Origin of the sequence: Kocuria salina (genome assembly GCF_013368965.1) — a bacterium.
Taxonomy (GTDB): domain Bacteria; phylum Actinomycetota; class Actinomycetes; order Actinomycetales; family Micrococcaceae; genus Kocuria; species Kocuria rosea.
The window spans coordinates 272737-295388 of sequence record NZ_SSSF01000002.1; the positions used below are offsets into that span (position 1 = coordinate 272737).

Here is a 22652-nt window from a genome sequence, read left to right on the forward strand (position 1 = left end):
GCCACCGTCCCCCCACGTCCAAGGAGATCCACCCCGTGAGCACCGCCGCCGACCGCTTCGCCGCCGAGGGCTTCGGCCCCGAGAACCTGCCCTACGCCTCCTTCTCGCCCACCGGCGGGGACCCGCGCCTGGGGGTGCGCCTGGGGGACCGGGCGATCGACGTCGCCGCCCTGGCCGCCACGGTGGAGGGGCTCGACGACGCCGCGCGCACGGCGGTGTCGGCCCCGAACCTGGACGCGCTGCTCGCGGCCGGCCACGGGACCTGGACCGCGCTGCGGGCCTGGCTGGTGGAGGTCGTGACCGCCGACGGGCTCGCGGACACGGTGGAGCAGGCCTCCCACCCGGTGGACGGGATCACCCTGCACATGCCGTTCACGGTGGCCGACTACGTCGACTACTACGCCTCCGAGCACCACGCCTCCAACGTGGGGAAGATGTTCCGTCCGGACCAGGCCCCGCTGCTGCCCAACTGGAAGCACCTGCCCGTGGGCTACCACGGCCGCGCCGGCACCGTGATCCCCTCCGGCAAGGACTTCCCCCGGCCCAAGGGCCTGCGCCCCGAGCAGGACGGGCCGCCCAGCTTCGGCCCTTCCCGCCGCCTGGACATCGAGGCGGAGCTCGGCTTCGTCCTCGGCGGGGCGGCCCCGGCCGGGGAGGTCTCCCTGGAGCAGGCGGCGGCAGAGCACCTCTTCGGGGTGGTGCTGTTCAACGACTGGTCCGCCCGCGACATCCAGGCCTACGAGTACGTCCCCCTGGGCCCCTACCTGGGCAAGTCCTTCGCGTCCTCGATCTCGCTGTGGGTCGTGCCCTGGCAGGCCCTGACCGCGGCCCGCGTGGCGCCCCCGGCGCGCGAGCACGAGCTCGCCCCCTACCTCGACGACGAGGGCAAGGAGCCGTGGGGACTGGACATCACCCTGGGCGTGAGCGTGGACGGCCGGACCGTCTCGCACCCCCCGGCGTCCACCCTGTACTGGACCGCACCCCAGATGGTCGCGCACATGAGCGTCAACGGCGCGTCCCTGCGCCCGGGGGACTTCTTCGGCTCCGGCACCGTCTCCGGCCCGGAGAAGGACCAGCGCGGGTCCTTCCTGGAGCTCTCCTGGGGCGGCAAGGAGCCGTTCGCCCTGCCCGGGGGCACCGAGATGACGTTCCTGGCCGACGGCCAGAGCGTGACCCTCACCGGCACCGCGCCCGGCCCCGGCGGCTCCGTCATCGACTTCGGCGAGTGCACCGCCACGATCCTGCCCGCCACCTGAATACTGGTCCCGTCCCCCGCCGGTGACCACGATCACCCCCGCCGACCCCGCCGCGCCGCGGCCGGCGGGGGAGGGCGTGGCCGTCCGCGCGTCCGCCGACAGCAGGAGTCCCCGCCATGAGCACCGGCACCCGTGAACCCGCGATCGCCCGGGCGATGCGGCCCGTCAACTCGGTCGTCGAGAAGTACATCCCGTCGGCGCTCAACTTCGCCATCCTGCTGAGCGTCGCCGTCGGGCTCATGGCCCTGCTGCTCACCGACGCCGGACCCGCCGACGTGCTGCGCGGCTGGGGCGAGGGGCTCGCCGGGCTGCTCGCGTTCATGACGCAGATGGCGCTGATCCTGCTGCTGGGCCACGCCCTCGCCAACACCCGTCCCGTGCGCCGGCTGCTCGGCGCCCTGGCGCAGGTGCCCCGGACGCCCCTCCAGGCGTACGTGTTCGTGTTCCTGGTGGCGGCGGTCGCCTCCCTCATCACGTGGGGGCTCGGCCTCGTCGTCGGCGCCCTGCTCGCCCGCGACGTCGCCGCCGCGGGGGACCGACGCGGCCTGGAGCTGAGCTTCCCGATGCTCGTGGCCTCCGGCTTCTCCGGGTTCGTGGTCTGGCACATGGGCTACTCCGGGTCCGGGCCGCTCACCGCGGCCACCCCCGGCTCCTTCATCGAAGAGCAGCTCGGACGCACCGTGCCCATCACCGAGACCACGTTCTCCGCCTGGAACCTCACCGCCGTCGTCGCCACCGTGGTCCTCGTCGCGCTGGCCCTGTGGCTCATCGCGCCCCGGGCCGTGGACCCCGCCCACCGGATGACCGCAGCCGCCCTCGCCGCCTCGGAGCAGACGGTCACCGAGGAGGAGGTCGTCACCCCCGCCGACCGGCTCGACGCCAGCCGCGTCCCCACCCTGGTCGTGGGACTGGCGCTCGCCGGCTACATGGTGCTGCACTTCGCCGAGGGCGGGACGGTGACGCTCGACGTCGTGAACTGGATGTTCCTGGGCCTGATCTTCCTGCTCGCGCGCAACGCCTTCGAGGTCATGGCGCTGATCAAGAACGCCGCCGCGAACGTGGGCGACATCCTCCTGCAGTTCCCGCTCTACGCCGGGATCATGGGGATGATGGCGGCGACCGGCCTGATCCAGGTGCTCTCCGACTCGGTCGTGGCCGTCGCCACGCCCCAGACGCTGGGGCTGCTCGCCTTCCTCTCGGCGGGGCTCGTGAACTTCTTCGTCCCCTCCGGCGGCGGGCAGGTGGCCGTGCAGGCCCCGATCCTGCTGGACGCCGGCGCCCGCCTCGACGTGGACCCGGCCGTGGTGATCATGGCGATCTCCTACGGCGACCAGTGGACCAACATGATCCAGCCGTTCTGGGCGCTGCCGCTGCTGGCCATCGCCGGGCTCAAGATCCGCGACATCCTGGGCTACACCACCGTGGTGCTCGTGGTCTCGGGCCTGGTGTTCGGGGCGACCCTGCTGCTCGTCGGCGCGGGCTGAACGGGCCTCGGCCCGCGCCGCCGGCTCCGCGCCGCTGGATCCGTGCCGCGGCGGCCGGGGAGCGTGTGCTCAGGCGGTGCGCTCCGGGGCGCCGCGGCCGGTGCCGTGGCGCAGGAAGTCGGCGCTCGAGGGCACGCGCGGGTGGTACCGGCGGTCGAGGAGGGTGTTGGCCGCCCAGCTCAGCAGGTCCCGCTCGCGGACCGGCAGGTCCAGGCACTGGTGCAGGTACGCGCTGACCTCGAGCTCGTCGGCCGTCCCGCCCAGGTACAGGTAGCGGACCCAGAGCCGGCGGTGCCCGATCGACGCCCGCTCGAGCGCCTGGTGCAGTCCGACGGCTTGTTCCCGGCCCAGGGAGTCCTCCATCGTGGTTCCTTCCGTGCGGTGCGGGGTGCGGGGGTAGGGGGTGCGGAAGCAGGGTGCTCGAACTCCGGAGGAAGCGCGCACCCGCACCCACAGGCTCCACGGTAGGAAAGCGGCCGTGCCGGGACCACGGTATTAGCGGAGGTACACCATTGTGTCCGAGTGTGAGGGAACACCCGGTCGGCACCCAGGCGACGCCGAGCCGCCCGGCCGGGTCAGGAGCCGACGACCGCCCCGTAGAGCTCCTCGAAGCGGGCGCGCGCGGTGCGGTAGTGCTCCGCGCGTCCGGGCACCGGCCGGTGCTCCGGCCCGCAGGGCGGGGAGGCCCGCTCCACGTCCGGGGCGAGGCTCTCGAGGGCGAGCAGGGCGGTGCCGCGCAGGGTCGCCCGCTTGAACTCGGCCCGCGCCACCGGCTTGCCGAGGGCGTCGGCGAGCAGCTGCAGCAGCTCCGGCACGTCCTGCGACGCGCTGCCGGAGGCCACCACGCGGTCCACGCCGCCGGCGGCGTCCTCGAGCTGCTCGGCCACCCGGGCGTACGAGACCGCGACGCCCTCGAGCACCCCGCGGGCCAGGTCGGCCCCGGTGCTGGAGGCCGAGACGCCGGCGAACACCGCCCGGGCGCCGCCGGCCCAGCCCGTCGAGCGCTCGCCCGTGAAGAACGGCAGGACCACGGGGGTGGTTCCGGACACGTCCGCGGCGGCGACGTCCGCGAGCGTGGTGCTCTCCGGCAGGGTCACCGTGCGCTCGAGCCAGGCGAGCGCCCGGCCGACGTCGTTGAGGGCGCCGCCCAGCAGGCACCGTGCCCCGTCCACGCGGTAGCACCACAGCCCCGGCGGCACCCGCTCGGGGATCCGGTGCAGCAGCACGCGCGCGGCCCCCGAGGTGGCGGTGGAGACGACCATCGTCGAGGCGTCGGTGCCGCCCGTGCCGAGGTTCGCGCTCAGCCCGTCGGCCACCGGCGCGAACCACGCCGCGCCCTCGAGGACCGGCCAGCGCTCGGCCACGGACGCGGCGACGTCCGGGATCGGCTCGTGCGGGTCGGCGAGCGGGTTGAACTGCTCCGCGTCCAGCCCGCAGGCCAGGAGCAGGGGCTCGTCCCACCGGCCCGTGCGGCGGTCCAGCATCCCGGTCCACGCGGCCGTGGCGGTCCCGGCGCGCGCGGTGCCCAGCAGGCGCAGGTGCACGTACTCGCCCAGGGACATCCACCGCCGGGCCCGCCCCCACGCCTCCGGGTCCGTCTCCCGGAGCCACCGCAGCCGCGGGGCCAGGTACGAGGTGTGCAGGCGGGCACCCGTGCGCTGCAGGGCGGCGGGCTCGTCGAGCTCGCCGCGCAGCCCGGCCAGCTGCTCGGCGCACCGGGAGTCGGCGTAGGTGAAGCACGTGGTGACCGCGGCGCCGTCGGCCCCGACGCCGACCAGCGAGGACGCGAAGGTGTCCAGGGCGACGCCCGCGACCCGGCCGGCCAGTGCGGGGTCGGCCAGGACGAGGTCGAGGACCGCCGCGAGCTCCTCCGTCACCTGGTCGGGGTCGATCACGGAGGTCCCGTCCGCCGCGGTGGTGAACTCGTGCTCGATCTTGTGCCGGTAGCCCCGCACGGGGGTCCCCGTGGCGTCGTGCAGACCGCCCCGGCTGCCCGTGGAGCCGACGTCCAGGGCCATCACCAGCGGATCGAGGGCCTCGCGCAGGTCCACGCTGAACGCGGCGCCGTCGTCCGGCCGTGGGGGCGTCGGGTGGTGGCTCATGGTCGGCTCCTCCTGGGGGCTGCGCGGCTGGCCCCAGTGTAGGAGGCGGCGCGGAGCGACGGTCACATCGTGAGACGCGGGTCCGCCCACCAGGACGTTGCGGTCGAAAAGCGTATTCTGGACGGCGGACCGCCGGCGGCCGGCCCGGGTGCCCCACGGCCCGTGCGCCGCCCGCCCCGCCACCGGACATCCCCGACCGAGGAGACCCAGCTCCGCCATGCCCCACCTCCGCTCCCGCACCTCGACCCACGGCCGCAACATGGCCGGCGCCCGCGCCCTGTGGCGCGCCACCGGCATGGGCGACGACGACTTCGGGAAGCCGATCGTCGCGATCGCGAACTCCTACACGCAGTTCGTGCCGGGCCACGTGCACCTCAAGGACATGGGTGACCTCGTGGCCTCCGCGATCCGGGAGGCGGGGGGCGTGGCCAAGGAGTTCAACACCATCGCGGTCGACGACGGCATCGCGATGGGCCACGACGGGATGCTCTACTCCCTGCCCTCCCGCGACATCATCGCGGACTCCGTGGAGTACATGGTCAACGCCCACCGGGCCGACGCCCTGGTCTGCATCTCCAACTGCGACAAGATCACGCCGGGCATGCTGCTGGCCGCGCTGCGGCTGAACATCCCGGTGGTCTTCGTCTCCGGCGGGCCCATGGAGTCCGGCGAGGCCGTCGAGGGCGTCGTGGAGCACCGCCTGGACCTCGTGGACGCGATGTCCATGGCCGTCGACGAGTCCGTCACCGACGAGCAGCTGGGCCAGATCGAGCGCAACGCCTGCCCCACCTGCGGGTCCTGCTCGGGCATGTTCACCGCCAACTCCATGAACTGCCTCACCGAGGCCCTCGGCCTGTCCCTGCCCGGCAACGGCACCACGCTGGCCACCCAGGTGGCCCGCAAGGAGCTCTTCCTCGAGGCCGGCCGCCGGGTGGTGGACCTGTGCTGCCGGTACTACGAGCAGGACGACGAGTCCGTGCTCCCGCGCAACATCGCCACCAAGGCCGCGTTCGAGAACGCCATGGCCCTGGACATCGCCATGGGCGGGTCCACCAACACGATCCTGCACATCCTCGCCGCGGCCCAGGAGGGCGAGGTCGACTTCACCCTCCCGGACATCGACGCCCTGTCCCGCCGGGTGCCCTGCCTGTGCAAGGTCGCGCCGAACTCCACGCGGTTCCACATCGAGCACGTGCACCGCGCCGGCGGGATCCCCGCGCTCCTCGGCGAGCTGCGCCGCGCAGGCCTGCTCAACGAGGACGTGCACGCGGTGCACGCCCCGGACCTGGCCACCTGGCTGGACGAGTGGGACGTCCGCAGCGGGCGGTCCTCGGAGCGCGCCCGGGCGCTCTTCCACGCCGCGCCCGGCGGCGTGCGCACCACGCAGGCGTTCTCCACGGCCAACACGTTCGAGTCCCTGGACCTCGACGGCGAGGACGGCTGCATCCGCTCGGTGGAGCACGCCTACACGCGGGACGGCGGCCTGGCGATCCTCTACGGCAACATCGCCGAGGACGGGGCGGTCATCAAGACCGCCGGCATCGACGAGGAGCTGTTCCACTTCGTGGGCAGGGCCTTCGTGGTCGAGTCCCAGGACGAGGCCGTCTTCGAGATCCTGTCCAAGAACGTGGAGCCCGGCGACATCGTGGTCATCACCCACGAGGGCCCCAGGGGCGGTCCGGGCATGCAGGAGATGCTCTACCCGACCTCCTACCTCAAGGGTCTCGGCCTCGGCCGGGAGTGCGCGCTCATCACCGACGGCCGCTTCTCCGGCGGCACCTCCGGCCTCTCGATCGGGCACATCTCCCCGGAGGCCGCCGCCGGCGGCGCCGTGGGCCTCATCGAGACCGGCGACGAGATCGAGATCGACGTCGCCCGGCGCGTGCTGCGCGTGAACGTGGACGACGTGACGCTGGCCGCCCGGCGGCAGGCCAGGGGGCCGGCCCCGTGGTACCCCACGAAGCCGCGCGAGCGCCAGGTCTCCAAGGCCCTGCGCGCCTACGCCTCGATGGTCACCTCCGCGGACAAGGGCGCCGTGCGCGTGATCTGACCCCCTCCGGCCGTGATTCCGGCGCCCGCAGGGCACCGAGACGCGGGTCACTTCCACTAGAGTTCCGTCGGGGCGCGCAACCGCTGCGCCCGGTCTTTCACGCGGGCCCCGCAGACCCCACGCCGGGGACCCGCGTCCGTCACAGTTCGGAGCTGCAATGGAACTCGTCACCGATCTCGTGGGCACCCTCGGCGGCTGGGTGTGGAACGTGGTCTTCGCCATCCTCATCGGGGTGGGCCTCTACCTGACCGTCCGCACCGGCGTCGTGCAGCTGCGGCTGGTCCCGGAGATGTTCCGGGTGCTCAACGACAAGCCCGGTCTGGCCGAGGACGGCCAGAAGGGCATCTCCGCGTTCCGGGCCTTCACCGTCTCCGCCGCGTCCCGGGTGGGCACCGGCAACATCGCCGGCGTCGCGATCGCCATCAGCCTGGGCGGGCCGGGCGCCGTGTTCTGGATGTGGGTGATCGCCGGCATCGGCGCGGCCAGCGCGTTCACGGAGTCCCTGCTGGGCCAGCTCTACAAGATCAAGGCGCCCACCGGCTACGTGGGCGGGCCCGCCTACTACATGGAGCGCGGCCTCGGCGCCCGCTGGATGGGGCTGCTCTTCGCGGTCGTCATCACCTTTACCTACGGGTTCGTGTTCAACTCCGTGCAGTCCAACTCGATCGTGGACGCGCTCGGCGGCTCCCTGGGCGTGGACATCGCGGCGGCGGAGGCCCTGTGGTTCCGGATCCTGGTCGGCGCCGTGCTCGTGGGGCTGACCGCCGCGATCATCTTCGGCGGCATCCGCCGGATCTCCGCGGTCTCCGAGATCGTCGTCCCGATCATGGCGGTGCTCTACCTCCTGCTGGGCCTGCTCGTGGTCTTCCTGAACCTCGGCGAGGTCCCCGCCGTGCTCGGCCAGATCCTCGAGGGAGCCTTCGGCATCCGCGAGTTCGTCACCGGCGGGCTGATCGGCGTCATCATCCAGGGCATGAAGCGCGGCCTGTTCTCCAACGAGGCCGGCATGGGGTCGGCCCCCAACGCCGGCGCCACCGCGTCCGTGTCCCACCCGGCGAAGCAGGGCTTCCTGCAGGCGCTCGGCGTGTACTTCGACACCTGGCTGATCTGCTCGATCACCGCGTTCATCGTGCTCCTCTCCAACCCCGAGTTCGGCGGCCGGGAGGGCGCGTCCCTGACCCAGTCCGCGCTGGCCCTGCAGCTGGGCAACTGGGCGGTGCACTTCCTGACCGTGGCGATCTTCCTGTTCGCGTTCACCTCCGTGATCGGCAACTACTACTACGGCGAGTCCAACGTCCGCTTCCTCACGGGCTCGCCCGCGGCGATGACCGCCTACCGCGTGCTCGTGCTGGTGTTCGTCTTCGGCGGCGCCGTGCTGGCCCTGGACCTCGTCTGGTCCCTGGCCGACCTGTTCATGGCGGTCATGGCCACCATCAACCTGGTGGCCCTGGTGCTGCTCGCCGGCGTGGCCGTCCGGGTGCTCCGGAACTACGAGGCCCAGCGCAAGCAGGGGCTCGAGCCGATCTTCCACAGCGGCGACGTCCCGGGCCTGTCCGGGCTCGGCGCGTGGGACGGCACCGACGTGGTGACCACCCGCGGCTACTGGGACGAGCTGGCGCAGAAGCCCACGAGGACCCGCTGACGGGCACGGAGCAGCAGGCCGGGGCCGGGACCGCGTGGCGGCCCCGGCCCCGGCCCCTCTACAGTGAGGTCATGGAATCTCGTACGGACATCGACGCCTCGGCCCTGCGGCAGCTGCAGGCCCCCCTCAAGGAACGCTACCGGGAGCACCCCGAGGAGGCCCGCACACCCCTGCACGCCCGCGGCGACTTCCGCGATCCCGGGCTCACGACCACCGTCGACTCGTGGGCCGGGCCGGTGCGGGCCGGCCTGCACGCCGCCACCGGCGGTGACGGCAGCGACGCCTGCTCCGGGGACATGCTCCTCGACGCGCTCGCGGCCTGCGCGGGCGTGACCCTGCGCAGCGTGGCGACGGCCATGGGCGTGCCGATCCGGTCGGCCGAGCTCCGCGCGGAGGGCATGTTCGACGCCCGGGGGACGCTGGGCCTGGACCGGTCCGTGGCCGTGGGGGTCCAGGACGTCGTCCTCACTGTCCGCCTCGACACCGACGCCGACGACGCCACCCTCCAGCGGCTGGCCAAGTCGACCGAGCGGTACTGCGTGGTCAGCCAGAGCCTGAACACGGACGTGGCGTTCGTCGTCGAGCGCGTGTAGCGGCCGCACCCTCGCCGGTCGCGGTACGGCTCCGTGCGCCTCAGGGCGCACGGAGCCGTTCCGCGTTCAGGACAGGACCTGGCGCTTCGACGAGATGACCCCGGTGTTGAAGCCGGCCAGGTGGAGCCCGCCGTGGAAGCGGGCGTGCTCGATCTTCAGGCAGCGGTCCATGACCACGGAGAGCCCGCCCTCCTCGGCGATCCGGGCGGCCTCCTCGTGCCAGGACCCCAGCTGCAGCCACAGGGTCCTCGCCCCGACGGCCACGGCCTCGTGGGCCACGCCGGGGAGGTCGTCGTGGCGCCGGAACGCGTCGACGACGTCGGGCGTCTCCGGCAGGTCCGCGAGGGACGGGTAGACGGGCCGGCCCATGATCTCCCGCAGCGCCGGGTTGACGAAGTACACCCGGTACGGCGAGGAGGACAGCAGGTAGGTCGAGACGAAGTAGGAGGCGCGGGACGGCTTGTCGGACGCGCCCACGACGGCGATCGACTCGGTGCCGTGCAGGATGCTCAGCCGCTCGGGCGCGCTCGGCCCAGTCCACGTGCGGGTCTCGGCGGTCATCGGAGCGCTCCTTCGGTCGTGACGTCGGCGTCGGCAGCAGCGGTGTCGTCGGCGGTGGCGCCGGCCGGGGCGCCGGCCGCGCGGCCGGGGGTCTCCCGGGGCAGGCCGGTGGCCGCCGTGAGGGCCTGGTCGAGGTCCCAGAGGATGTCCTCGACGTCCTCGAGGCCCACCGACAGGCGGATGAGGTCCTCCCGCACCCCCGCGCCGACCAGCTGCTCGGCGCTCAGCTGTTGGTGCGTGGTGGAGGCGGGGTGCAGGACGAGGGTGCGGGCGTCCCCGATGTTGGCGAGGTGGCTGGCCAGCTGCAGGTTCTCGATGAAGCGCGCCCCGACCTCCCGCCCTCCGAGCCGCTCCGTGGGGGAGACCCCGAACGCGAACACGGAGCCCGGGCCGAGGGGCAGGTACCGCCGGGCCCGCTCGTGATGGGGGTGGCTCGGCAGCCCGGCCCAGTTGACGTAGGAGACCCGGGGGTCCTCCTCCAGCCACCGCGCGACGGCCCGCGCGTTGGCCAGGTGCGCGTCCATGCGCTGCGGCAGCGTCTCCACGCCCTGGAGCAGGTTCCAGGCGGACTGGGGCGCCAGGGCGGGGCCGATGTCCCGCAGCTGCTCGGTGCGCAGCCGGGTCAGGAATCCGTACTCCCCGAAGTTCCCCCACCAGGTGACGTCGTTGTACGTGGGCACCGGCTCCGTCATGGACGGGAAGTTGCCGTTCGCCCAGTCGAAGCGGCCGGACTCGACGACGATACCGCCCAGCGTGGTGCCGTGCCCGCCCAGGAACTTGGTGGCCGAGTGGATGACGATGTCCGCCCCGTGCTCGATCGGGCGGACCAGGTACGGCGGGGTCATGGTCGAGTCGACGACCAGCGGCACGCCGGCCTCGTGCGCGACCGCCGCCAGGCCCTCCAGGTCCGCGACGTCGCCGGAGGGGTTGGCCACGACCTCCGTGTAGACGGCCTTGGTGCCCGGGCGCACCGCCGCCCGGTAGTCGGCGGGGTCGGTGCCGGGGACGAACGTGGTCTCGATCCCGAAACGGCGCAGGGTGACGTCCAGCTGGGTGACCGTGCCCCCGTAGAGCTGGGCGGAGGCCACGATGTGGTCCCCGGCCTGGGCGAGCGCGGCGAACACGAGGAACTCGGCGGACATGCCGGAGGCGGTGGCCACGGCGCCGATGCCGCCCTCGAGGGACGCGATGCGCTCCTCGAACGCCGCGACGGTCGGGTTGCCGATGCGGGAGTAGATGTTGCCGTACTTCTGCAGGGCGAACAGGTTGGCGGCGTCGTCGGCGTCCTTGAAGACGAACGAGGTGGTCTGGTAGATCGGGACCGCGCGGGCGCCGTGCTCGGCGTCGGGGGTGCCCCCGGCGTGCAGGGCGCGGGTGCGGAACCCGAACTGGTGGTCGGCCATGGGGAAGCTCCTCGTGCGAGTGGTGCCGCTGGACGGTCCCGGGCGTCAGGAGGGTCCCGGCGGGGGTGCCGGGGGTGCGGTGCCCCATCGGTCCTGGCGGTAGCACCGTGCGGTCTGCGACGTCGACCACGGTTGCTGCGGCGTCGTCGGTCCAGGTCCCTCGGCCGCTCGGGATGGCTGCCTCCCATTGTGCTGCCCGGGGCCGCCCCGCGCCAACCGCCGGCCCGGGGCGGCGCCGCCCGCACCCCGGGCGGGGCGGCCGGGGCGCTATGCTCTGCGCCATGCGCGGAAGGCGCCCGCCTTTCCCGCGCCCACGACGCTGCGGAGGACCTGGTGACGAGGACACGGCACTACACCATCGACGTGATCGCCGGTGACGGCATCGGCCAGGAGGTCATGCCGTCCGCGCTGCGCTGCGTCGACGCGCTGGCGCAGGCGCACGGCTTCACCGTCGACTGGCGCGAGCGGGGGTGGGGCTCCGACCACTACCGGGCCCACTCCCGGATGATGCCCGTCGACGGCATCGAGCAGCTCGCCTCCGGCGACGGCGTCCTGCTCGGGGCGGTGGGCGCCCCGGACATCCCCGACGACGTCACCCTGTGGGGCCTGCTGATCCCCATCCGCCGCGAGTTCCACCAGTACGTCAATCTCCGGCCGATCCGGATCCTCCCGGGCGTGACCTCGCCCCTGCGCGGGCTCGACGAGCTGGACCTCGTCGTCGTCCGCGAGAACATCGAGGGCGAGTACTCCGAGGTCGGCGGCCGGCTCTACCGCGGCCGGCCCGAGGAGATGGCCGTCCAGGAGTCCGTGTTCACCCGCGCCGGCGTCACCCGGATCGCCCGCTACGCCGCCGAGCTGGCCCAGCGCCGCACAGGCCGGCTGGTCTCGGCCACGAAGTCCAACGGCATCATCCACACCATGCCGTTCTGGGACGAGGTCGTGGAGGCCACGGTCGCCGAGTACCCGGGCGTGACGGTCGAGAAGGTCCTCATCGACGCGCTGGCCGCCCGGATGGTCCTCAAGCCGCGGAGCGTCGATGTGATCGTCGCCTCCAACCTCTTCGGCGACATCCTCTCCGACCTCGCCGCCGGGGCCGCCGGCTCGATCGGTGTCGCCCCCAGCGCCAACCTGAACCCGGAGAAGACCCACCCGTCCATGTTCGAGCCGGTGCACGGCTCCGCCCCCGACATCGCCGGACAGGGCATCGCCAACCCCGTGGGCACGATGTGGGCGGCAGCCATGATGCTGGACCACCTCGGGGAGACCGCGGCGGCCCGGCACCTGGAGTCCGCCTTCGAGCAGACCATGGCCGGCGGCACCCTGACCGGGGACCTCGGCGGGACGGCGAGCACGGAGCAGTTCACGCAGGCCGTGCTGGCCCGGTGCACCGACGCCCCCTGACGCAGGAGGTGGCACGACAGGGGGGCCCGTGGACACCCACGGGCCCCCCTGTGCCGGGACGAGGACGGGCTAGATCACCAGGCCCAGGGCGAAGGGCCCGATGAGCACGGTGAAGATCGTGATCAGGATGACGCCCACGATGTTGAGGACGATGCCGCCGCGCACCATCTCGGCGATCTTGACCTGGCCGGTGGCGAAGACGATGGCGTTGGGCGGGGTGCCCACGGGGAGCATGAACGCGCACGTGGCCGCCAGCGCCGCCGGGATGAGCAGCGTCATGGGGTCCACCCCGATGCCGACGGCGACGCCGCCCAGGATCGGGATGAAGGTGGCCGCCGTGGCGGTGTTGGACGTGATCTCGGTCAGGAGCAGGACGATCGTGACCACCGCCGCGAGCAGCAGGACGATCGGCAGCGCGCCGAGCCCGGAGACCTGCGCGCCGAACCAGGCGTCCAGGCCCGTGCCGGCCACGGCGGCGGCCAGCGACAGACCGCCGCCGAAGAGCAGGAGCACGCCCCACGGGAGGCCCTCCTCGGCGTCCTTCCACTCCAGGGTCATGTTGCCCTGCTTGTCCCCGGGGAGCAGGAAGAGCAGCACGCCGGCGCCGATGGCGACCACCGTGTCGTCGAAGAGGTCCAGCCAGGGCAGCTGCTCGCCGATGGTGCCGATGCCGGACAGCAGCCCCGGGACGATCCAGAAGAACGCGGCAATGACGAACACGGCCAGCACGGTCTTCTCGCCCTTGCTCATGGGCCCCAGGGCGGCGATCTCCTCGTTGATCAGCTCCTTGCCGCCGGGCACCTCCGCCAGGTTGAAGCGGAAGATGACGCGGGTGATGAGCATCCAGGCGAGACCGATGAAGACCACCACGATCGGCACGCCGAGCATCATCCACTGCGCGAAGCCCACGGTCCGGTCCAGCTCGTCGCTGATGTAGCCGGCCACGATGGCGTTGGGCGGGGATCCCAGCAGGGTGCCGAGGCCGCCGATGGTGGCGGCCCAGGCGATCGCCAGGACCAGGGACACGCCGAACAGGCGCACGTCGCGATCGTCGATGACGTCGCTGATGGCCTTGCCGCCGCGGATGTCCTCGCCCATGGCCTCGGTCTCGGCCCGGGTGCCGGCGTTGCGGCTGTTCTCGACCACCAGGGTCAGCACGGACAGCCCGATCGGCAGCATCATCAGCGTGGTCGCGGTGTTGGAGACCCACATGGAGAGGAAGGCCGTGGAGATCATCAGGCCGAGGATGATCTGCCGCGGGTGGGTGCCCACCCGGCGCAGGGTCAGCAGCGCGATCCGGCGGTGCAGGTTCCACTTCTGCATGGCGATCGCGATCAGGAAGCCGCCGAGGAACAGGAACACGATCGGGTTGGCGTAGGGTGCGGTCGTCTCGGCCACGGTGAGCGCCGTGAGCACCGGGAAGAGCACGATGGGCAGCAGCGAGGTGATGGACAGCGGCACCGCCTCGGTCATCCACCAGACCGCCATCAGCGTGGCGACCGCACCCACCACCCGGGCGTCGGCCGAGACGTCCGCGCCGCCGAGCAGGAACCAGACTAGGAAGGCCAGCAGCAGGCCGAGGCCGCGGAAGAGCCAGGTCTTCGCCGCCGGGCGGGCAGGTTCGCGGTCGTCGGGCTCGTAGTCGAACTCGCCCTGTTCGGGGACGATCTTTCCGGGGCGCTCGCTCATGTGATCCACCTCATGGTCTCGGGGGCGTGCCCGAAAGGTAGCAGTCACGTCACCGGGCGGCAAGGCGCGCCGCGCCGGGTCATCCGGGGTCCGGGGCGTCCCTGCTCCGGCGCGGGAAACGGTTGCGCAGGTTCTCCTGCGCCACCGCGGAGAGGTTCTCGATCGGCAGCCCTGCCGGGCAGACCTCCACGCAGTCGCCGAGCAGGGAGCAGGGCCCGAACTGCTCCTCGGAGGCGTCGATCACCCGGGCGGAACGCTCCCGGCGCTCGGCGTCGTCCTTGGCCAGCGGCGGCAGCTCCCGCAGCATCGTGCCCACGAACAGCTGGCCGGACCCGTTGGGGCAGGACGCCACGCACGCCCCGCAGCTGATGCAGCCGCCGTTGGCCAGGGCCTTCATCGCCACCGGGAACTTGCCCGCCTTCGCCACGAGGCGCAGCGCCTTCTTGTCCACGGAGAGGTCCCGCTTGACCGGGAAGGACGCCGCCCGCAGCGGCTCGATGCGCACGCGGTCCCCGTCCCGGTAGGCCCCCAGGTGCTGCATGCAGCTCGCGGCGTTGCGCTCGGGGCCGTGCGCCACGCCGTCGACCGTCACCCCGCACTTGCCGCAGACCCCTTCGCGGCACCCGTCGTCGAAGACCACCGGGTCCTCGCCGGCGGCCTCCAGCTGCGCGTTGATCCGGTCGAGCAGCTCGAGCACGGTCATGTCCGGGCTCGCGTCCGGGACGTCGTAGGCCGTGAAGTCCCCGGGCTCCTCCGGGGAGGGCTGGCGCCACACGTCCACGGTCAGGGAGAAGGTGCTCACTCGCTCGGGTCCTTGTCGTCTCGAAGAAAGTCGTCTCGAAGAAGGTCGTCCTGCAGGACGTCGTCCCGCAGCAGGGCGTCCCGCGGGAGGTCGTCCCGCAGGCGGGGAAGGGCGGCCACGGGGCTCAGCGCACCGCGCGGGTCAGCACGGCCACCGGGATCGTGGTGTTGCCGGCGGCCACCGCGGCGCCGAACGCGTTCGCGGCGATCCGCAGCCGCCGCTGGAAGCGCCGGTCACCGCCCACGCCCACGTCATTGGCGATCTCCGGGATGCCGTGCACCAGGTGGGCGGCCAGTGCCGCCATGGACAGGGCGTAGGCGGCGGCCACCGGCGGGCGGGAGAGGCTGGCCACGAGGTTGGCGTGGGCGCTGCCGTGCTCGAAGCCCCGGGCCGCGGCGGGCCGGGCGCCCAGGGTCAGGTCGAGCACGTGGAAGAGGGTGAACAGCCCGAGCACGCCGCCCGTGCTGCGCATCGAGCGCTTCGCCACCGTCCACGGGGAGCGACGACGGCCCCGCGGACGCCGGCCGGTGCGCGGCAGCAGCGTCCCGTTTGCCGCCCAGGACCGCGCGGTGAGCACCGCGGCGGCGCCCGTGTGGACCACGAGGCCGGTTGCGAGCACGCCGCGGGCCGCCCAGAGCACCGTGCCGCGCGGCAGCACGGGGGCGCCCGCCGTGCGGAGGAGCTCGGCGTAGGCGTCGAACTTCTGCGCGCCCTGGTAGACCTTCAGGTTCCCCAGCATGTGCACCAGCACGTAGCCCGAGAACAGGGCGCCGGAGGCGGCCATCGCGAGCTTGAGGTCGGTGTTCGGCAGGGCGGGCAGCAGCCCGTCCGGCGCGGAGCGGGCCGTGCCTGCGGGGCGGGGGGAGTCGTTCACGGCATTCATCCTAGGGGCGGTGCGGGCTGAGACGTCACAAGTCTCAACGTCCTTGCGGAGGGGGTCGCGGACCGTCACGGAGCCGCGCCGAGGGGTCGTTTCCCGTCTCCGCGGCGGCGCGAGGGGTCTTTTCCCGTCTCCGCGGCGGCGCGAGGGGTCGTTTTCCGCCGGTGTGAGCAGCTCATTCCGACCGGAAGCGACCCCTCGCGGCCGGAGGGGCGCCGGAAGCGACCCCTCGCGGCGGGGGCTAGCGCCGTGCGGCCAGGACGCCGGCGATGCGCTCGAGGGACTCCTCGTTCTGCAGCGAGGACCGGTCGCCGAGCGGGGCGCCCTCCCACAGCTGCGCGAGCAGCCGCCGGGTGATCTTCCCGGACCGGGTCTTCGGCAGGTCGGGGACCGCCACGACCGCCCGCGGCTTGGCGATCGGCCCGATCTCGTGCGCCACGTGCTCGCGCAGGGCCGCGGTCAGCTCCTCCGCCGGGACCCGGGCGGCCTCGGGGGTCAGCACCACGTAGGCGAGCACCGCGTGCCCGGTCAGCTCGTCGCGCACCGGCGCCGCGCCGGCCTCCACCACCCACGGGTGGGTGACGAGCGCCGACTCGATCTCGATGGTGGACAGCCGGTGCCCGGAGACGTTGATGACGTCGTCGACCCGCCCCAGGATGTAGATGTCCCCCTCCTCGTCGTAGCGGGCGCCGTCCCCGGCCAGGAACCAGCCCTGCTCGGCGTAGGCCTGCCAGTAGGAGGAGAGGTAGCGCTGCGGGTCGCCCCACACGGTGCGGGCCATCGAGGGACCGGTCCGGTCCACCACCACGAAGCCCTGCACCCCGGGCGGGACCGTCTCCCCGGCCTCGTCGACCACGCGGGTGGAGATCCCCGGGACCGCCCGGGTCGCGCAGCCGGGCTTGAGCGCGGTGCGCGGGGCTCCGTCGTCGAACGTCCCCGGGGGCGCGAACTGGGGGTCGTGCGGCCTTGGGGACATCACGGTGGCGCCGGTCTCGGACTGCCACCACGTGTCCACGAACGGCACCTCGTCCCTGCCCAGCTGCGCGCGCAGCCAGCGCCAGGCCTCGGGGTTGATCGACTCGCCCACGGAGCCGAGCAGCCGGATCGAGTTGAGGTTGTAGAGCGGCGGGACGCCCTTGGGGAACGCGCCCATCAGGGAGCGGATCAGCGTGGGCGCCGTGTAGTAGGCGGTGACCCCGTAGCGCTCGATCACCTCGAAGTGCCGGCCCCAGTGCGGGGTGTTCGGGGTGCCCTCGTAGATTACCTCGGACACGCCGTTGACCAGCGGCCCGTAGATCTCGTAGGTGTGCGCGGTGACCCACGCGAGGTCCGCAGTGCACCAGTGGACGGTCGAGTCCACCTTCGCGGGGTCGTTGACGGTGGCCAGCTCGTCCGGGCGCAGTGCGCCGTCCTCGTCCTCGACGTCGGGCAGCAGGTCGAACAGCAGCGCGTGGGTGTAGGCGGTCTGCACGAGATAGCCGCCCATCGTGTGCACCAGGCCCTTGGGCCGTCCGGTGGTCCCGGAGGTGTAGATGATGAACAGCGGCGTCTCGGCGTCGAACGCCTCGGGCACGTGCACGTCGGACTGCTCGGCGACCAGCTCGTGCCACCACACATCCCGCCCGCGCGTCCACGGGACCGCGTCCTCCTCCTTGGAGTGCGTCCCCCGGGTGCCCCGCGGCAGGTCCGTGCGCCCGGGCCGGGAGGTGCGGCGCACGACGACGACGTGCTCGACCGCGTTGTCACCGCTGCAGGCCTCGTCGGCCACGGCCTTCACGGGCACCACGGCGCCGCGCCGGTGCTGCCCGTCCGTGGTCACGAGGACCTTGGCGCCGGTGTCCTCGACGCGGAAGCGCAGCGCCTCGGCGGAGAACCCGCCGAAGACCAGGGAGTGCACCGCGCCGATGCGGGCGCAGGCCAGCGTGATGATGACGGTCTCCGGGATGACGGGGAGGTAGATCACCACCCGGTCGCCCTGCTCCACGCCCAGGGCGAGCAGGGCGTTGGCGGCGCGGGAGACCTCCCGCTGCAGGTCGGCGTAGGTGTAGACCAGCCGGTCCCCGGGCTCTCCCTCGAAGTACAGGGCCACGTGGGCGCCGCGGCCGGCCTCGACGTGGCGGTCCACGCAGTTGTGGGCCACGTTGAGCCTGCCGCCCTCGAACCACGCGATCTCCGGGACCGACCAGGTGGGGCCGCCCTGCTCGTCCGTCCCGAGCCGCCGCGGGGCCTCGAAGCGGTGCGCGGTGGTCCACGGCCGCGCCCAGTCGAGGCGCGACGCCTGCGCCTCCCAGAAGGCGATCCGGGCCTCTTCCGAGACCAGGGCGGGATTGGGGGTGGGGGAGGAGGGGTCGCTCCAGCTGAAGCTCACGGTGCTGCTGTCCTTTCCGGCCGGCACGGACGACGGTTCCACTGTGCCAGGCGCACGTGTCAGGCCCATTTCTTGGCGGCCCACTTCTCGAAGACCCCCAGCAGCGCGTCCGTCGCCTTGCCGAGCACCGCGAGCAGCACGATGGCGAGGAGCAGGCGGTCGGTGCGGCCGTTGTTCTGCGAGTCGGTGAGCAGCCAGCCCAGGCCCATGGAGGCGCCCAGCAGCTCGGCGGCCACGAGGAACAGCCAGGCCTGGGCCAGGGCCAGGCGCAGCCCCGAGATGACCGACGGCATGACGGCCGGCAGCTGCACCGTGGTGAGCAGGCGCAGCCCGTGCAGCCCGAACGCCCGCGCCGCCTCGATGAGGTTGCGGTCCACGTGCTGCAGGGCCGCGGAGACGGTGGTGTAGACCGGGAAGAACGCGCCGATGGCCACCAGCGTGACCTTGGAGTCCTCGCCGAGGCCGATCCACAGCAGCAGCAGCGGCACCCACGCCAGGGACGGCACCGCCCGGAACGCCCCGATCGTGGGGCCCACCAGCGTGGAGCCCCAGCGGGAGAGGCCGATGAAGGACCCGGCCACGAGGCCGAGCCCGGCGCCGATCAGGAAGCCGATCAGCACGCGCTGGGTCGAGATGCCCACGTGGGTCCACAGGTCCCCGCCGGCCAGCAGGCCGATCCCGGCCTCGAGCACCGCGAGCGGGGCCGGCAGCTGCACGGCGCTGAAGACGCCGGCGGTGGACAGCACGTGCCACAGCACCAGCAGCGCGGCGGGCAGCATCAGGCCCAGCCCGGTGCGCAGCAGCGGCCGCCGCCGGGGGGCCGCGGCGGGGGCGTCCTCGAGACGCTGCGCCTCCTCGGCGGGGGCCAGGGGCTGCGTCACTGCCCGGCCCCGACCAGTTCGGCCGCGCGGGAGGCGTCGGCGTTCTCGGCGTAGGAGCTCTCCACGATGCTCCCGAGCGCCTCGTCGATCTGCTCCTGGCCGGCCACGTCGTCGGACTCCACGAAGATCGGCCCGACCTTCTCGAGGACCGCCAGCTGCTCATCGCCCGGCACGTGGTCGATGTCCAGGTTGGTGCGCTCGAGCACCTTCTCGGCCACGGACAGCTCGATCCCGGCCGCCTCGGCGAGCAGCTGCGCGGTCTCCTCCGTGTTCTCCTGCGCCCACTGCCGGGCGTAGGCGTAGACGTCCACCACGGTCTGGGCGGCCTCGGGCTGCTCCTCGAGGAAGCTCTCGTGGGCGTTGAGGAAGCCGTAGGTGTTGAAGTCGACGTTGCGGTAGAACAGCTCCGCGCCGTTCTCCTCCGCGGCGGCCATGATCGGGTCGAGCCCGGACCAGGCGTCCACCTGGCCGTTCTCCAGGGCGGCGCGGCCGTCGGCGTGCTGCAGGTTCTGGATCGTGACGTCCCCGGCGTCCACACCGGCCTCGTCGAGGGCCTGGAGCAGGAAGAAGTACGGGTCGGTGCCCTTGGTCGCGGCCACGGTGCGGCCCTCGAGGTCCGCGACCTCCTGCACCTCGCTGCCGGCGGTGGTGACCAGGGCGGACCACTCCGGCTGCGAGTAGAGGTCGATCACCCGGATCGGGGTGCCGTTGCTGCGGGCCAGCAGCGCCGCGGAGCCCGCGGTGGAGCCGATGTCCACCGCCTCCGCACGCAGCGCCTCGTTGGCCTTGTTCGACCCGGCGGACTGCACCCACTCCACCTCGATGCCCTCCTCGGCGAACGCGGTCTCGAGCCAGCCCTTCTCCTTGATCACCACGGAGAGCGGGTTGTAGGTGGCCCAGTCAACGCGGACGGTGCCGTCCCCGGCGGCCTCCGCGGGCGGCTCACCGGAGCCCTCACCGGCCATGCACCCGGTCAGGCCGAGGGCCAGGACGGCGGCGAGTGCGGGGACGGTGCGGACGGAGCGCTGGGGCAGGGGCATGGCGGAGCCTTTCGTGGTGGACGGACGGTGCCGGGCGGCGCGGGCGGGTGCCGCCGCTGGTCCGGGGAGGGGAGTCGGGGTGGGGGTGGGCCGCGTCAGCGGGTCGCGGGGTGGTGGGTGTCGACGCCGAGGTGGCCGAGGAGCTGCACGCGCAGCTCGGCGAGGACCTCGGAGGCCCGGTCCCGGGGGCGCTCGCCGGGGACGGCGAGGATCGTGCTGATCGAGGCCGGGGCGGTGGGCCCGGTCCGGCCCAGGACCACGATCCGGTCCGCGAGCTGCAGCGCCTCGTCGACGTCGTGGGTGACGAGCAGGACGGTGGTGGGCTGGGCCGCGTGGATCGTGAGCAGCAGGTCCTGCATCTTCAGGCGGGTCAGGGCGTCGAGCGCGCCGAAGGGCTCGTCGAGCAGCAGGACCCCGGGATTGCGGGCCAGGGCCCGGGCCAGGGACGCGCGCTGGGCCATGCCGCCGGAGACCGCGCGGGGACGGTGGCCGGCGTGCGCGGTGAGCCCCACCAGGCGCAGCAGGTCGTCGATCACGGCGTCCCCCTCGTCCCGGGGGAGTCCGCGGGGCAGGCCCAGGCGGACGTTCTCGCGCACCGAGCGCCACGGCAGCAGGCGGGGCTCCTGGAAGGCGACCGCGCAGCGCGGGTCGATGCCGGACACGGGGGTGCCGTCGATGAGCACCCGTCCGGCCGAGGCGGTGTCGAGCCCCGCCGCGGCCCGCAGCAGCGTGGACTTGCCGCACCCCGAGGGCCCCAGGACCGCCAGGACCTCGCCGGGCCGGGCCGTGACGTCGACGTCCTGCAGGACGTGGTGGGTCTCGCGGCCGGACGGGAAGGCTTTGCCGACGTGCTCGAAGGCCACGGAGAAGGCGCGCTTCGCGGTGCCCGGTGCGGTGGCCGGCGCAGAGCCCAGCAGGGAAGTGCTCATGATCAACTCCATCGGTCCTGGCATTAGCACCTCGCACGGAGGATCAGACGGATCCGTGCCGGTTGCTGCGACGTCGACGAGCCAGGTCTCTCAGCCGCTCCGGATGGTTACACCACCAATTGAACGTCCTCGGCGTGTTCCCTGGCAAATCCGTCGCATCCGTGGTGATCGCGACACATCGCTGGCACGGGAGCCCTCCGTGCCCCACCATGGACCCATGACGAGCCGCAGAAGCCCGGCCCGGGCGGACCTGGTACGCGACGCCTGCGCGGCGTTCGGCGCGGTCCTCGACGGGCTCGGCGACGACGACTCCTGGGCCGCCACTGGCTGCCCGGGGTGGTCGGTCCGGGACCTCACCCACCACTGCGCGATGGACGCCCTGCGGGGGCTGGTCGCGCTGCACACGCCCACCACCGCCCGCCCCGACCGGGACGCCGCGACCTACTGGACCGACTGGGGCGGCGATCCCGCGGGGGCCGCCGAGGCCCGGCGCCACACCCGCGTGGCCGCGTCCATGGTCCTGGACTGGGAGCCGGTGCGCGCCCTCCACCGCGAGACCACCCGGGCGCTCGTGCACGCCGCGCAGCACTGCGGCGACGGCGCGGTCCGCACCCAGGGGCACGTGCTGCGCGTCGAGGACCTGCTGAGCACCCTCGCGGTGGAGGCCACGGTCCACCACCTGGACCTGATCCAGCACCTGGACGGCTCCCCGGGTCCCGCCGTGGACGGGCTCGCCGAGGTCCGCCGGGTCCTCACCGACCTGTGGGAGCGGGAACCGCTCGAGCACTGGAGCGACGAGCACTTCGCCCGCGTGGGAACCGGCCGGGCGGAGCTGACCGCCCAGGAGCGTGCGGAGCTGGGCGCGCACGCGGACCTCCTGCCGCTCTTCTCCTGACCCTCCCCCCTCCGCGAGGTCGCCGACACGTGCAATCCCGCGGAGGAAGAAGGAGGGGGAACGGGTTCCGTGCCAGGCTGGGGGCATGAGCCGCAACGACCCCGCCGTCATCGACCGCCTCATGACACGGCCCGGCCGGTGGGCCGTGGTGGGGCTGACCGGCAACACGGCCCGTCCGGCGCACTCGGTGGCGAAGCGGATCCGGGACGACCTCGGCATGACGATCGTCCCGGTCAACCCGAAGGGCGAGCCAGTGCACGGCGAGCCCGGCCACCGCACGCTCGCCGAGGTCCCGGGGCCGATCGACGTGGTGGACTGCTTCGTGAACTCCCGCCGCGTCGGCGCGGTGGTGGACCAGGCCATCGCCGTGGGCGCCGCCGCGGTGTGGCTGCAGCTGGGCGTCGTCGACGAGGACGCCGCCGCCCGGGCGGAGCGGGCCGGCCTCGACGTGGTCATGGACACCTGCCCCCTGATCGAGCTCCGGTCCCTGCTCCGGCGGGGCTGGACCCTGGACCCGGGCCGGACCCCGCCGCTCGCCCCGCCCGGCTGAAAGACCCGGCTGAGCGACCCGGCGGAGCCGCCCGAACCGGGTGGGCGCAGGCCCGATGCGGGCCGGGACCGTCCCCGTGCGGCGGGACCGCACAGGGGTTGCACCCGGTCAGGGGCCACCCGCTAA

General features: G+C 73.2%; 20 protein-coding genes and 1 riboswitch. Of the genes, 8 read left to right on the plus strand and 12 right to left on the minus strand.

Features of this window, described 5'->3' with window-relative positions; genetic code table 11:
- The first annotated feature begins 35 nt into the window (after nucleotides 1-35).
- Nucleotides 36-1256: a fumarylacetoacetase gene (gene fahA / locus E7Z53_RS05385; RefSeq protein ID WP_176337348.1), complete on the plus strand. Its 1221-nt coding sequence runs from the start codon at nucleotides 36-38 to the stop codon at nucleotides 1254-1256.
- Nucleotides 1257-1372: 116 nt separating this feature from the next.
- A complete protein-coding gene (locus tag E7Z53_RS05390; protein WP_176337349.1) occupies nucleotides 1373-2740 on the plus strand; it encodes a short-chain fatty acid transporter in 1368 nt (455 codons plus the stop codon).
- A gap of 69 nt (nucleotides 2741-2809) precedes the next feature.
- Here the strand turns inward: E7Z53_RS05390 and E7Z53_RS05395 are convergent, their stop codons facing one another.
- On the minus strand, nucleotides 2810-3103 hold the full coding sequence (locus E7Z53_RS05395; RefSeq protein WP_052132987.1) for a hypothetical protein: 294 nt from the start codon (nucleotides 3101-3103) through the stop codon (nucleotides 2810-2812).
- 212 nt (nucleotides 3104-3315) lie between these two features.
- The gene (locus E7Z53_RS05400) at nucleotides 3316-4842 is read right to left on the minus strand and encodes a gluconokinase (protein WP_035927901.1); all 1527 of its coding nucleotides are present in this window, start codon (nucleotides 4840-4842) and stop codon (nucleotides 3316-3318) included.
- Nucleotides 4843-5059: 217 nt separating this feature from the next.
- Between E7Z53_RS05400 and ilvD the strand changes: the two genes are divergently transcribed.
- The 3 genes from ilvD to E7Z53_RS05415 all read left to right on the plus strand — a co-directional run bounded on the left by ilvD (nucleotide 5060) and on the right by E7Z53_RS05415 (nucleotide 9127).
- On the plus strand, nucleotides 5060-6892 hold the full coding sequence (gene ilvD, locus E7Z53_RS05405) for a dihydroxy-acid dehydratase (protein WP_176337350.1): 1833 nt from the start codon (nucleotides 5060-5062) through the stop codon (nucleotides 6890-6892).
- Between the two features lie 157 nt (nucleotides 6893-7049).
- Nucleotides 7050-8534, plus strand: a complete 1485-nt coding sequence (locus tag E7Z53_RS05410; protein ID WP_017833124.1) for an alanine/glycine:cation symporter family protein — start codon at nucleotides 7050-7052, stop codon at nucleotides 8532-8534.
- A 71-nt stretch (nucleotides 8535-8605) separates the two neighbouring features.
- On the plus strand, nucleotides 8606-9127 hold the full coding sequence (locus tag E7Z53_RS05415; protein WP_206539742.1) for an OsmC family protein: 522 nt from the start codon (nucleotides 8606-8608) through the stop codon (nucleotides 9125-9127).
- Between the two features lie 66 nt (nucleotides 9128-9193).
- On the opposite strand, the gene E7Z53_RS05420 is transcribed toward E7Z53_RS05415, so the two are convergent.
- Entirely contained in the window at nucleotides 9194-9688 is a 495-nt protein-coding gene (locus tag E7Z53_RS05420; RefSeq protein ID WP_017833126.1) for a CoA-binding protein, read from the minus strand.
- The gene (locus tag E7Z53_RS05425) at nucleotides 9685-11091 is read right to left on the minus strand and encodes an O-acetylhomoserine aminocarboxypropyltransferase/cysteine synthase family protein (protein ID WP_035927888.1); all 1407 of its coding nucleotides are present in this window, start codon (nucleotides 11089-11091) and stop codon (nucleotides 9685-9687) included. The genes E7Z53_RS05420 and E7Z53_RS05425 overlap by 4 nt, the downstream gene beginning before the upstream one ends.
- Nucleotides 11092-11424: 333 nt before the next feature.
- Between E7Z53_RS05425 and E7Z53_RS05430 the strand changes: the two genes are divergently transcribed.
- Nucleotides 11425-12492, plus strand: coding sequence for a tartrate dehydrogenase (locus tag E7Z53_RS05430; protein WP_176337351.1), 1068 nt, complete (start codon nucleotides 11425-11427; stop codon nucleotides 12490-12492).
- Nucleotides 12493-12561: 69 nt separating this feature from the next.
- Here the strand turns inward: E7Z53_RS05430 and E7Z53_RS05435 are convergent, their stop codons facing one another.
- From E7Z53_RS05435 to E7Z53_RS05465, 8 genes are all read right to left on the minus strand, one after another.
- Nucleotides 12562-14181 (minus strand): SLC13 family permease, encoded by a 1620-nt coding sequence (locus E7Z53_RS05435; RefSeq protein ID WP_176337352.1) that lies wholly within the window; start codon nucleotides 14179-14181, stop codon nucleotides 12562-12564.
- A 79-nt stretch (nucleotides 14182-14260) separates the two neighbouring features.
- Nucleotides 14261-14983 (minus strand): 2Fe-2S iron-sulfur cluster-binding protein, encoded by a 723-nt coding sequence (locus E7Z53_RS05440; RefSeq protein ID WP_017833855.1) that lies wholly within the window; start codon nucleotides 14981-14983, stop codon nucleotides 14261-14263.
- Nucleotides 14980-15102, minus strand: coding sequence for a hypothetical protein (locus tag E7Z53_RS20190; RefSeq protein WP_017833856.1), 123 nt, complete (start codon nucleotides 15100-15102; stop codon nucleotides 14980-14982). The genes E7Z53_RS05440 and E7Z53_RS20190 overlap by 4 nt, the downstream gene beginning before the upstream one ends.
- A gap of 5 nt (nucleotides 15103-15107) precedes the next feature.
- The gene (locus E7Z53_RS05445) at nucleotides 15108-15866 is read right to left on the minus strand and encodes a succinate dehydrogenase (RefSeq protein WP_217905470.1); all 759 of its coding nucleotides are present in this window, start codon (nucleotides 15864-15866) and stop codon (nucleotides 15108-15110) included.
- 238 nt (nucleotides 15867-16104) lie between these two features.
- Nucleotides 16105-18231: an AMP-binding protein gene (locus tag E7Z53_RS05450; RefSeq protein ID WP_035927873.1), complete on the minus strand. Its 2127-nt coding sequence runs from the start codon at nucleotides 18229-18231 to the stop codon at nucleotides 16105-16107.
- 59 nt (nucleotides 18232-18290) lie between these two features.
- Nucleotides 18291-19112 (minus strand): ABC transporter permease, encoded by an 822-nt coding sequence (locus E7Z53_RS05455; protein WP_035927869.1) that lies wholly within the window; start codon nucleotides 19110-19112, stop codon nucleotides 18291-18293.
- Nucleotides 19109-20152 carry an aliphatic sulfonate ABC transporter substrate-binding protein gene (locus tag E7Z53_RS05460; RefSeq protein WP_017833860.1) on the minus strand — a complete coding sequence of 348 codons (1044 nt, stop codon included), beginning with the start codon at nucleotides 20150-20152 and terminating at the stop codon, nucleotides 19109-19111. Before E7Z53_RS05460 ends, E7Z53_RS05455 begins: the two co-directional genes overlap by 4 nt.
- Nucleotides 20153-20247: 95 nt before the next feature.
- Nucleotides 20248-21081 (minus strand): ABC transporter ATP-binding protein, encoded by an 834-nt coding sequence (locus E7Z53_RS05465; RefSeq protein WP_017833861.1) that lies wholly within the window; start codon nucleotides 21079-21081, stop codon nucleotides 20248-20250.
- 5 nt (nucleotides 21082-21086) lie between these two features.
- Nucleotides 21087-21191: riboswitch (SAM riboswitch) on the minus strand.
- Nucleotides 21192-21298: 107 nt separating this feature from the next.
- On the opposite strand from E7Z53_RS05465, the gene E7Z53_RS05470 reads away from it, so the two are divergent.
- Together E7Z53_RS05470 and E7Z53_RS05475 are read left to right on the plus strand one after the other, a co-directional pair.
- Nucleotides 21299-21976 (plus strand): maleylpyruvate isomerase N-terminal domain-containing protein, encoded by a 678-nt coding sequence (locus tag E7Z53_RS05470; protein WP_017833862.1) that lies wholly within the window; start codon nucleotides 21299-21301, stop codon nucleotides 21974-21976.
- Nucleotides 21977-22061: 85 nt separating this feature from the next.
- A complete protein-coding gene (locus tag E7Z53_RS05475) occupies nucleotides 22062-22526 on the plus strand; it encodes a CoA-binding protein (protein ID WP_017833863.1) in 465 nt (154 codons plus the stop codon).
- The last annotated feature ends 126 nt before the right edge of the window (nucleotides 22527-22652 follow it).